Below are 10,546 nucleotides of genomic sequence, written 5' to 3' on the forward strand. Positions count from 1 at the left end.
CCAGCGGGGAAAGAGAAGAAAAAGAAGTCGTCGATCAGCCGCGACGGCGGATCAGTTGCACGCCCGGGAGCGGACGCTGTTCGGCGCTCGGCGTGCCGTGCAGCGCCTCGCGCAGGTTGCGCCGCGCGATGCGGCTGTGCTCGCGCATCAGCGCCTCGGCGCGCGAGCCCTCGCCGGACTCGATGGCGTCGAGCACCTGCAGGTGCTGATCCTGCGCGATCACGAGCATGTCGCGCGCGGCCGGCGAATTGGCCTGCACGATGACGAAACCCGAGGGCGAGGCGAACGGCAGGTTGACCACGCGCTCGAGTTGCTGCGCGATGACGGGGCTGCCCGCCATCTCGCACAGCAGCGCGTGGAATTTCTCGTTGTGCGTCACGTAGCGCGAGAAGGCCGCGTCGTCGAGCGCGGGCTCGCGCAGCAGTTCGTCGATGCGCGTGAGGCAGGCGCGCGCTTCGCGCAGCACCACGGGCGCCGCGCCGCGCTCGGCCGCCAGCCGCGCCACCAGCCCTTCGAGCGTGCCGCGCAGCTCGATGGCGTCGGCCACGTCGCGTTCGGAAAACGTGCGCACCGCATAGCCGCCGTTGGGCAGCGCTTCGAGCAGGCCTTCCTGTTCGAGGCGCATGAGCGCGCTGCGCACCGGCGTGCGCGACACGCCGAGCTGCTCGGAAATGGCGACCTCGGCAATGCGCGCGCCGCCGGGCAGCTCGCCCGCCAGGATCATCTCGCGCAGCCGCAGCTGCGCCTTCACGGCCTGCGAGCTGCCGCTGTCGCCGGGCTCGGCGGGAGAGACGGTGGCGACCTTCATCACGCGGCCTGGCTCTCTGGGGCGGGACGGATCGGGATCGCGGCGCGCGCGGGCCGCTCCTTCTCGATCATGCGGTCGATGAGGCGGCGTGCCCACATCGAGCCGGCGTCGATGTTGAGGTTGTAGAACTGGTGGTCGGGGTGCTCGTCGATGGCTTTCTGCTGCGCCTCGAGCACGATCTCGTCCTCGCGGAAGATGCCCGAGACGCCCTCGCGCAGCTCGTGCGTGAGGCGCTGCTCGCCCAGGCAGTAGTTGCGCGCGAAGGCCCAGAAGTACAGGCAGGTCTTGTCGGTCTCGGGCGTGATGGTGTTGAGCACGTAGCCGTTGACGCCCTTGCTGCGGTCGCCGGGGTTGTCATTCGACGGCACCGCGCCGCTGCCCGCCTCGGCCACGCCGACGTCGATGTTCACGGTGCACGGGCCTTCGAATCGGATGATCTGCCAGCGGTCGACCTTGCCCATGTAGCCGCGCGCATGGCGGATCTGGTTGCCCCAGAACGGCGGCGCGTCGATGTTCTCCATCCAGCGCGTGACGGTGGCCGAGCGGTCGCCGTGCGTGGCCACGAAGGGCGCCTCGGCCACCTCGCGGTTGCCGATCGACGAGCCGTGCACGAAGGTCTCGTGCGTGAGGTCCATGAGGTTGTCGACCACGAGGCGGTAGTCGCAATTGACGCGGATCATCTTGCCGTCGCCGGCCCAGGCCGGGTCGTCGTTCCAGTGCATGTCGGGCACCAGCGCCGGGTCTGCCTTGGCCGGGTCGCCGGGCCAGATCCACACGAAGCGGTGCTTCTCGACCACCGGAAAGCTGCGCACGCAGGCCGAGGGATTGAGCGTTTCCTGGCTCGGCATGTGGGTGCAGCGGCCCTGGCTGTTGTAGACCAGGCCGTGGTAGCCGCAGACCAGCTCGTCGCCCTCGAGGCGGCCCAGCGACAGCGGCATCAGCCGGTGCCAGCAGGCGTCTTCGAGCGCGGCCACCTGGCCATCGGTGCGACGGAACAGCACCACTTTCTGGTTGCAGATGGTGCGTGGCAGCAGCGCGTGACGCACTTCGACGTCGTAGGCAGCGGCATACCAAGCGTTGAGCGGAAAGGCGGTCGTGGGCGTCTTCATGAATACGCAATGTATACAGAACAGAGAGAAATTCCAGAGTTGAACCCCTTATTCGAGGGTAAACACTGACGTCTACGTATACAAACAGGCTTTTCACGAAGGCGCTAGGATTTCGCTCGTTCACAGTCACGACGGAGTTCATTCCATGTCCCAGCATGCCGCCCTGCCCGCCCGCTACGACCACGTGGGCAGCTTCCTGCGCCCGCAATACCTGCTCGAAGCCCGCGAGCAGAAAGCCAAGGGCCAGATCACGCCCGAGCAACTGCGCGAGGTCGAAGACAAGGCCATCACCGAGATCGTCCGCTTCCAGGAAGACATCGGCCTCAAGAGCATCACCGACGGCGAGTTCCGCCGCACCTACTTCCACATCGACTTCCTCGACCAGCTCGGCGGCGTGAAGACCGACATCCCGGTCACCATCCGCCGCCCCGACGGCACCGAGGAACTGGCGCCGCCCGCGATGCGCGTGCTCGACAAGGTGCGCCACGTGAAGGACATCCAGCTCGCCGACTTCCAGTACCTCAAGAGCCAGGTCTCGGCCGGCCGCACGCCGAAGGTGACCATCCCCTCGCCGACGATGCTGCACTTCCGCGGCGGGCGCGCGGGCATCAGCAAGGACGCGTACCCCGAGCTCGACCCGGTGTTCTACGACGACGTGGCCAAGGCCTATGGCGACGAGCTGCGCTCGCTGGCCGCCGCCGGCTGCACCTACGTGCAGATGGACGACACCAACCTCGCCTACCTGTGCGACGAGCACATGCGCGAAGCCGCCCGCAAGCGCGGCGACGACCCGAACGAGCTGCCGCACCGCTACGCCGCCTTCATCAACAAGGTGGTGGCGCAGAAGCCGCCGGGCATGCTGCTGGCCATGCACCTGTGCCGCGGCAACTTCAAGAGCACGCACGCCGCGGCCGGCAACTACGAGCCGGTGGCCGAGGCACTGCTCAAGGAGATGGACCTCGACGCCTACTTCATGGAGTACGACGACGCCCGCTCGGGCGACTTCAAGCCGCTGCGCTACCTGCCCAAGGGCAAGACGGTGGTGCTCGGCCTCGTGACCACCAAGTTCGGCGAGATGGAAGACAAGGACGAGCTCAAGCGCCGCATCGAGGACGCGAGCAAGTACGCCTCGCTCGACCAGCTCGCGCTGTCGCCGCAGTGCGGCTTCTCCAGCACGGTGCATGGCAACAACATCGCCGTCGAAGCGCAGCGCAACAAGCTGCGCCTTGTCGTCGAAACCGCGCAGGAAGTCTGGGGCTCGACCTGACGCGCGGTTTCTGTTGAAGTCGGGGGCATGACGACGACGCAGATTTACTCCGGCCCCCTCAGCATGTTCGGCGCGAAGGTGCAGATCGCCGCGTACGAAAAAGGCATCACTTTCGAGCTCACCATGGTGCCGTTCACCACCGACGACGCCTACAAGCCCAAGCACCCCGAGGTGCTGCGCGTGAACCCGGTGAAGCAGCAGGTGCCGGTGCTGGTCGACGACGAGGTGGCGCTGTTCGACTCGACGCAGATCTTCGAGTACCTCGAAGACCGCTACCCGCAGCCCGCGCTGTGGCCCGAAGGCATTGCCGACCGGGCCCGCGCGCGGCAGCTGGAACAGAAGTCGGACGAGGTGTTTTTTCCGAACGTCATCAAGCTCTTCGGCTTGCAGGACGCCATGCAGAGCGCCCCGGCGGTCGCGGCTTGCGCCGCCTGCGCGCGCTTCTACGAAGAGATGGAAGGCTTGCTCGCCACGCGCGAGTATCTGGCCGGCCCTTACTCCTTCGCCGACATCGCCTTCTACATGGCGCATGTGTTCGCCGACCGCAAGGGCGCCGGCATGACCGACGCCACACCGCGCCTCGTGGCCTGGCGCGATCGCATGGGCGCGCGGCCCGCCGTGCGCGCGGTGGTCGATCCGATGATGCGGTTCCTGGCTTCGCAAGGGCGCGGCGTGCCGGCCTTCCTGCAGCGCTGAGCGGGCACCGAGGCATCACCCGCCCATGCCGGACACCCTCTTCGACTGGCTGCCCTCCCCTTCGCAGCATTTTCTTGTCGTCACTTTCGCGTTGCTGGTCTATGTGCTGACCACGCGCACGCGCCGCGAGCAGCGCGCCCCCACCACCGCCATCGCGTGGGTCATGGGGCTGGTGCTCATGCCCTACGTGATCCTTCCGATGTACCTGCTGTTCGGCCAGCGCAAGCTGCGCCCGGCCGGCGCGCCCCGGCCGCCGCGTTCGCTGCCGCCGGGCCACTGGGCGGCCGACCTGATCGAGAGCTTCGGCCTGGCGCCGCCCGGGCGCTGCGCGATCCGCATGCACGCCGACGGCGAGGCCGCGCGCGAGGCGCTGTTCGAGGTGATCGACGGCGCGCGCCAGCGCCTGGACGTGTGCACCTTCATCATCGGCGACGACGCGCTCGGCCACGCCGTGCTGGCGCGGCTCGCGCAGCGCGCGCGCGAGGGCGTCAAGGTGCGCGTGCTGCTCGACGGCTTCGGCGCGCTCTCACTGCCGCGCCATCACTTCGACCGGCTGCGCGCGGCCGGCGGCGAGGTGGCGGTGTTCCGCCCCTTCTTCAGCCTGCGCCGCATCGGGCCGCGCAACCTGCGCAACCACCGCAAGCTCACCATCGCCGACGACCGCTGGTTGTGGTCGGGCGGGCGCAACCTCGCGGGCGAGTACTTCTCCGGCAACGACAAGCACCCCGAAGCCTGGCACGACCTGTCCTTCGACCTGCAGGGCAGCGTGGCCGCCGCCGCCGCACGCCAGTTCGACCACGACTGGAGCTCGGTGCGCGGGCGCAAGGCGCGCGCCATCACCGCCGCCGACGTGCCCGCGGGCCCCGGCTGCGCGATGGCCCAGTTCCTGCCGAGCGGCCCCGACCAGACCGAGGACACGGCGCATGCGCTGCTCATCGACGCCTGCTTTCGCGCCGAGCACCGCATCCTCGCGATCACGCCCTACTTCGTGCCCGGCGACGGCCTGCGCGATGCGCTGCGCCTCGCCGCGCGGCGCGGCGTGCAGGTGACCATCGCGATGCCCGCGCAGTCGAACCACCGGCTGGCCGACTTCGTGCGCGCACGCGCCATGCGCGACCTCGCGCGCGCCGGCGTGAGCTTTCGCATGCTGCCCTTCATGGCCCATGCCAAGGCCGTGGTGGTCGACGACGAACTGGCGATGTGCGGCTCGATCAACCTCGACCTGCGCAGCCTGCTGCTGAACCACGAGGCGGCGGTGGTGTTCTACGGCCACGACGACATCGAATGGCTGGCCGAATGGATCGAGACCACCGCCTCGGCTGGCGAGCCCTACCGCGCGCGGCGCCCGGGTCTGCTGCGCGACGTGGCCGAAGGGCTGCTGCTGACCGTCGCCTTCCAGCTGTAGCTGGGCGGTGCATCGCCCGAGATGCACGAATGCAACACAATTGCAACCAATTGAACATTCACACTAGAATCGCCACCGGTTCCGGTGGATGAGCGTTCTTCCGGAGCCCCCTGCATCGCGGGGCAGCCCGCTCCGGCCCGGCCTCATGGGGCCCACCGAAGCGCCATTCGTACCGCCGTTGTCGTGAGAAAGTGCCCAAATAACAGGCACCACTACAGCGAGGCCAGTTCCCTTCCTACGAGCCCAGAAATTAAGATAAAGGTTCACTGATTGTTGCCACATCGTGTGGAGGAATGAGCGGTCCGCCCGCCCTCTGCACTGAATGAGCAACCAGTAGTCCCCCGCACTTCAGAAGCATCGGCGCCCGTCAGGGCGTATCGCCTTCGGCGACCTCGATGCGATGCAGGAGCGTGACCGGCAAAGGCGGTCGCCGCGGGGTTTGAGCGCTGGGCGCCGGGCGACACCTTCGCGCGGCCCGAAGCGGTCCCCTTTGTTGTCGATCACTGCCGGATTCCCCTGAGCACGGGGAGAAAAATCGATGCCTTTCATTGATTCGCTGCTGGCGCTCGCGCGCCGGCTGGGCGCAGCCTTGCCTGTCGTTTGGGCCCTGCTGCTGCCGTTGTCCGCCGCTCCCGCCTGGGCGGCCATGAACGAAGTCGGCCGCGCCACGCCGAGCGTGCACCGCCTGCGCTTCTTCATCGACCCGCAACTGGCGGCCGACATCGGCGCGCCCGAGGCCGGCCGCCGGCTCGCGCAGTACGTGGCCGACCTCAACACCGTGTTCCAGCGCGAGACCGTGCGCAGCTTCACCTTCGACCCCGCGAAAGACCTGCAGATCGTCGCGCCCGGCGCGGCACCGCCCTGCGGCTTCAGCGGTGTGGCCGGCGGCGAGATCGTGCTGTGCGTCGGCCCCTCGAAGCGCGGCTACAGCCACGGCGGCCTGACCACCAGCACCACCTTCCCACCCACCGGCGTGACCTGGAACCTGAACTGGACCGCCATCCACGACCCGCTGCGCCTGTCGCGCGCCATCACGCCGGCCGCGCCCGAGTCCACCGAAAAGGACTACCTCGGCCGCCAGCTCAAGACCCTGCTGCACGAGCTGGAGCACGTGTTCGGCGCCGGCTCCGGCGAGTACTACAACGCCATCGCCGTCGCCGACACCACCGAGACCGCGCCCGCCAGCGACCTGGCCCTCGTGAAGCACACCGACCGCTACTGGTGGCCGCGCCAGCACTGGCGCCTCGACCCGCTGCTGGGCACCGTGTTCGAGCAGCGCTACGACCCGGCCGCCAACCGCGTCGCCACGCTCGGCCTGATCCGCTTCACCGAAGGCACCAAGGCGCAGATCAACACCGACTGGCGCGACTGGCCCAAGCTCGGCAGCTCGAAGTTCATGGCCGCGACCACCTCCACCCAGGTGCGCGTGACCGAGCGCGAGAGCGGCGCCGCGCTGGCCGGCGCGCCCGTCTCGGTGTGGCGCGACCCGGGCGCCGGCAAGCCGCTGGAGCCGATCGCGCAGGGCACGACGAACGCCGAAGGCCGCTTCGTCTTCGACTGGCGCTGCGGCTTCAGCTGCTTCGCCGTCGGCAAGACCACGCTGCTCGTGAAGGCCCAGGCCCCGGGCCGCGCGCCGGGCGCCACCTGGTTCACCATCTTCGATGCCTTCGAGCAGAAGGCGGTGCAGGGGCAGGCGGCCTTCACCATCGACCTGCCGCTGGGTGTGCCCGACAGCCAGAAGCCGGCCGTGTCGCTGGCCGCGCCCGCGATGGCGACCGTGGGCCAGCCGGTGGCGCTGGCGCCCGTGGCGGTCGACAACGTCGGCGTCTTCGGCGTGAAGGTGATCGGCACCGACAGCCTGCCGATCTGCACCTTCACCGCCCCGCCCTACACCTGCCACTGGACGCCGACCGCGCCGGGCGTGCAGATCGTCCGCGTGATCGCCATCGACGCGGCGGGCAATGCCGAGGTTGCGTCGGCGCAGGTGATCGTGCGCGCGCCCGCCGACACCACGGCGCCGACCGTGACGCTGAACGTGCCGTCCATGGCATCGTCGGCGGCCGGCCTGCCGGTGCGGCTGTCGGCCAGCGCGACCGACGATGTCGGCGTGGCCGAGCTGGCCTTCATCGTCGACGGCAAGACCGTTTGCGCGCTGCGCACCGCGCCCTACGCCTGCAGCTGGACGCCCGCGCGCGCCGGCCTGGCGAACATCGAGCTGCGCGCCACCGACGCGGCGGGCAACGTCGCCACCACCTCGGCCACCGCGCGCGTCGGCGCGGAGCTGCGGCCCGAAGACCTGTAAGAGGTAGCGCTCAACGCCGGTTCGTGAAGCTGGCGTTGCCCAGCCCGGTGCCGATGGTCAGCACGCCCCAGTGGCGCACGTCGCGCATGAAGGGCAGCTCGCTCAGGCCCTGCACCACCGCGTCGTTGTGCATGAGCACCAGCGTCGCGCCCGAGCCGATGATCGGCAGCCGCCGCCACAGCGCGGCCGGCAGGTGGAAGGCCCGGCTCTCCCAGTCGCCCGGCAGGTTCTGCGCGCCACGCGCGATCGAGCCATCGGAGCGGATCAACCCCGGGCAGCCGATGCCGATGAAGGGCGCGAGCCGGATCTTGCGGCGCTCGGCGTAGACGACCATGTCCTCCAGCATGTCGGCGATGCGCTCGACCATGTGGCTGCGGTTCGGGCCGTCGTCGGCGTGGCGCCACTTCTCGCGCTTGACCACTTTCGCGCGCGAGAAGTCGGGTGCCTTGCGGTGGCGCGTCTTCACGATGCCGCAGCGCACGTTGGTGCCGCCGATGTCCACGGCCAGGATGGCGTCGTGCCCCTTCAGCAGCGGCGGCGGCGTCAGGTGCGCCCAGCCGATCAGCCCGCCGTCGTCCACGTTGTGCGACAGCCGGCCCAGCTGCACGTGCACGCCCAGGTCTTCAAGCATCGCGCCCGCCTCCAGGATCGCGCGCTCGCCCACGTCGCTCTCGGGAAAGCCGCCGCCAACCACGATGCGCTGCACCTTGCGCCACGAGGGCTGGCGCACGAAGCGCTGGACCACGAAGGCCAGCTCTTGCGCGAATTCCTCGATGGCGCCGTGCATCACGTCGCCGGCGGCCGTGGCGATCTTTCCCTGCAGCGCGCGGTCGAGCTGCTTCTTGCTCAGGTCGCGCGAATGGGCTGTGCCCAGCGGGTCGCGGCCGGTCTTGCGGCGCCGCTTGCGCCAGCGCTCGAGCAGTTCGCGAAACGCCGTCTGGCTGGCCTGGTCGCCAACGAAGCCGTCCTTGTCGCGCAGCTGCAGGCTGTAGCCGTCCACGCGCAGGCCGGGCAGCTCGCGCAGGCCGTGGATGTCGGGACCGGGGGGCGCGTGCCTGGTTTTTTTCATGACGGCCACTATGGGCCGCTGCGCGCCCGTGGCGCATCGGCTTCGCGCACCACGGCGTGTAGGAGACGGACGGGTACGGCGGGCGCGGCGATGCCGATACACTGATCCGGATGCACCTGCCTCGCAGCTTCTGGCACCCCGCCCTGTGGCTTTTCGCGATGCTCTGGCTGGCCGCCGCCGCGCCCCGCGCGCAGGCCGCCGACGAGACGCTGCGCGTCGGCTCCAAGCGCTTCACCGAGTCGTACATCCTGGCCGAGGTGCTGGCGCAGACCGCCGCGCCGCACACCGCATCGCCGCCCGTCGTGCGGCAGGGGCTGGGCAACACGGCCATCGTGTACGAGGCGCTGCGCTCGGGCGCCATCGACCTGTACGCCGAATACACCGGCACCATCGCGCTCGAAATCCTCAAGGGCTCGCCCGCCGACACGCGCGAGGCCATGAACGCCGCGCTCGCGCCGCTCGGTCTGGGCGTGGCGATTCCGCTGGGCTTCAACGACGGCTACGCGCTGGCCGTGCGCGCCGCCGACGCCGACAAGCTCGGGCTGCGCACGCTGAGCGACCTGGCCAAACACCCCGAACTGCGCATCGGGCTGTCGAACGAATTCATCGGCCGCGCCGACGGCTGGAAGGGCCTGGCCGCGCGCTACGGCTTCACGCAGACACCGACCGGGCTCGACCACGGCCTGGCCTACGAGGCGATGACGGCCAAGCAGATCGACGCCATCGACATCTACACCACCGACGCCAAGATCGACCACCTCGGCCTGCGCGTGCTCGTGGACGACAAGCAGTACTTTCCGCGCTACGACGCGGTGGTGCTCTACAAGCTCGACCTGCCCGCGCGGCTGCCGAAGGCCTGGGCCGCGTTGCAGGCGCTTGAAGGCAAGATCGACGAGCACGCGATGATCGCGATGAACGCGCGCGCCGAACTGCAGGGCGTGCGCTTCGACACCATCGCGCGCGACTTCCTCGCCGGCGCCACCAAAGACGGCAAGACCCCGCCGAGCGCCGCGCGCGGCTTCACGGCCAAGCTCTTCGGCCCCGACCTGTGGCCGCTCGCGCGCCAGCACCTGCTGCTGGTGGCGGTGTCGGTCGGCGTGGCCATCCTCATCGGCGTGCCGCTCGCGATCCTCGTGTTTCCGCACCTGCGGCTGCGCGCCGTGGTGCTGGGCTTCGCGAGCGTGATGCAGACCGTGCCCTCGCTGGCGCTGCTCGCGGTGCTGATCTCTTTGCTCGGTGCCATCGGCGCCCTGCCCGCGCTCATCGCGCTCACGCTGTACTCGCTGCTGCCGATCATGCGCAACACCGTGACCGGACTGGCCGAAGTGCCGAATGGACTTCGACTGGCCGGCACCGCGCTGGGCATGACACCGCCGCAGAGCCTTCAGCTGGTGCTGCTGCCTCTCGCGTTGCCCACGTTGTTGGCGGGCGTTCGCACCGCGACAGCCATCGCCATCGGCACGGCCACCATCGCGGCTTTCATCGGCGCGGGTGGTTTTGGTGAGCGCATCGTGACGGGGCTGGCGCTGAACGATCGCGAGCTGTTGATGGCCGGCGCGCTGCCGGCTGCTGCGATGGCGCTGATCAGCGAAGGCATCTTCGAGCTGATCGAATTTCTGATGCGTCGCAGCCGCAGGGCGCCATTGGCCTGAGCTGTTCAGGGCTACGCTCCCGCCGACGCGGTACCTTGCTCCGCGAATGTCCCCCGGGCTTCGCCCTCCTCCTTGATTTCGCTGCGCAAGGCACCGCATCGACGTGATGCGTGTTCAGTGCGGTCGTTGATGGGCTGCGCACCACCGCCGCTTCCCGTGCGCAGGACACTGGGTGCTTCCCGCAGCGAAATCAAGGAGGAGGGGCGAAGCCCCGGGGGACATTCGCGGAGGGAAGTAC

The 10,546-nt window shown here is 69.4% G+C and carries 8 protein-coding genes; 5 read left to right on the forward strand and 3 right to left on the reverse strand.

Annotated features, from left to right (window positions below; genetic code table 11):
- Positions 1 to 34: 34 nt before the first annotated feature.
- Together AC07SQ_RS29875 and AC07SQ_RS29880 are read right to left on the reverse strand one after the other, a co-directional pair.
- Positions 35 to 808 carry a GntR family transcriptional regulator gene (locus AC07SQ_RS29875; RefSeq protein ID WP_062470623.1) on the reverse strand — a complete coding sequence of 258 codons (774 nt, stop codon included), beginning with the start codon at positions 806 to 808 and terminating at the stop codon, positions 35 to 37.
- Entirely contained in the window at positions 808 to 1,917 is a 1,110-nt protein-coding gene (locus AC07SQ_RS29880) for an aromatic ring-hydroxylating dioxygenase subunit alpha (RefSeq protein WP_495273363.1), read from the reverse strand. Before AC07SQ_RS29880 ends, AC07SQ_RS29875 begins: the two co-directional genes overlap by 1 nt.
- 145 nt (positions 1,918 to 2,062) lie before the next feature.
- Between AC07SQ_RS29880 and AC07SQ_RS29885 the strand changes: the two genes are divergently transcribed.
- The 4 genes from AC07SQ_RS29885 to AC07SQ_RS29900 all read left to right on the forward strand — a co-directional run bounded on the left by AC07SQ_RS29885 (position 2,063) and on the right by AC07SQ_RS29900 (position 7,587).
- Positions 2,063 to 3,184 (forward strand): 5-methyltetrahydropteroyltriglutamate--homocysteine S-methyltransferase, encoded by a 1,122-nt coding sequence (locus tag AC07SQ_RS29885; RefSeq protein ID WP_495273362.1) that lies wholly within the window; start codon positions 2,063 to 2,065, stop codon positions 3,182 to 3,184.
- A 27-nt stretch (positions 3,185 to 3,211) separates the two neighbouring features.
- Positions 3,212 to 3,880 (forward strand): glutathione S-transferase family protein, encoded by a 669-nt coding sequence (locus AC07SQ_RS29890; protein ID WP_495273361.1) that lies wholly within the window; start codon positions 3,212 to 3,214, stop codon positions 3,878 to 3,880.
- A 25-nt stretch (positions 3,881 to 3,905) separates the two neighbouring features.
- Positions 3,906 to 5,285 (forward strand): phospholipase D-like domain-containing protein, encoded by a 1,380-nt coding sequence (locus AC07SQ_RS29895; RefSeq protein WP_095744593.1) that lies wholly within the window; start codon positions 3,906 to 3,908, stop codon positions 5,283 to 5,285.
- A 538-nt stretch (positions 5,286 to 5,823) separates the two neighbouring features.
- Positions 5,824 to 7,587 (forward strand): Ig-like domain-containing protein, encoded by a 1,764-nt coding sequence (locus tag AC07SQ_RS29900; protein WP_495273360.1) that lies wholly within the window; start codon positions 5,824 to 5,826, stop codon positions 7,585 to 7,587.
- A gap of 10 nt (positions 7,588 to 7,597) precedes the next feature.
- On the opposite strand, the gene AC07SQ_RS29905 is transcribed toward AC07SQ_RS29900, so the two are convergent.
- Positions 7,598 to 8,656 carry an ROK family protein gene (locus AC07SQ_RS29905; protein ID WP_495273359.1) on the reverse strand — a complete coding sequence of 353 codons (1,059 nt, stop codon included), beginning with the start codon at positions 8,654 to 8,656 and terminating at the stop codon, positions 7,598 to 7,600.
- Positions 8,657 to 8,766: 110 nt separating this feature from the next.
- Between AC07SQ_RS29905 and AC07SQ_RS29910 the strand changes: the two genes are divergently transcribed.
- A complete protein-coding gene (locus AC07SQ_RS29910) occupies positions 8,767 to 10,308 on the forward strand; it encodes a glycine betaine ABC transporter substrate-binding protein (RefSeq protein WP_495266439.1) in 1,542 nt (513 codons plus the stop codon).
- Positions 10,309 to 10,546: the final 238 nt, after the last annotated feature.

It is taken from the genome of Variovorax sp. GW821-FHT06D12, assembly GCF_059419205.1.

What these genes read in the sequence shown, in the direction of transcription:
- AC07SQ_RS29895 (WP_095744593.1), top strand. Translation starts at nt 3,906, where the DNA reads ATGCCGGACACCCTCTTCGACTGGCTGCCCTCCCCTTCGCAGCATTTT.
- AC07SQ_RS29910 (WP_495266439.1), top strand. Translation starts at nt 8,767, where the DNA reads ATGCACCTGCCTCGCAGCTTCTGGCACCCCGCCCTGTGGCTTTTCGCG.
- AC07SQ_RS29905 (WP_495273359.1), bottom strand. Translation starts at nt 8,656, where the DNA reads ATGAAAAAAACCAGGCACGCGCCCCCCGGTCCCGACATCCACGGCCTG.
- AC07SQ_RS29885 (WP_495273362.1), top strand. Translation starts at nt 2,063, where the DNA reads ATGTCCCAGCATGCCGCCCTGCCCGCCCGCTACGACCACGTGGGCAGC.
- AC07SQ_RS29900 (WP_495273360.1), top strand. Translation starts at nt 5,824, where the DNA reads ATGCCTTTCATTGATTCGCTGCTGGCGCTCGCGCGCCGGCTGGGCGCA.
- AC07SQ_RS29890 (WP_495273361.1), top strand. Translation starts at nt 3,212, where the DNA reads ATGACGACGACGCAGATTTACTCCGGCCCCCTCAGCATGTTCGGCGCG.
- AC07SQ_RS29880 (WP_495273363.1), bottom strand. Translation starts at nt 1,917, where the DNA reads ATGAAGACGCCCACGACCGCCTTTCCGCTCAACGCTTGGTATGCCGCT.
- AC07SQ_RS29875 (WP_062470623.1), bottom strand. Translation starts at nt 808, where the DNA reads ATGAAGGTCGCCACCGTCTCTCCCGCCGAGCCCGGCGACAGCGGCAGC.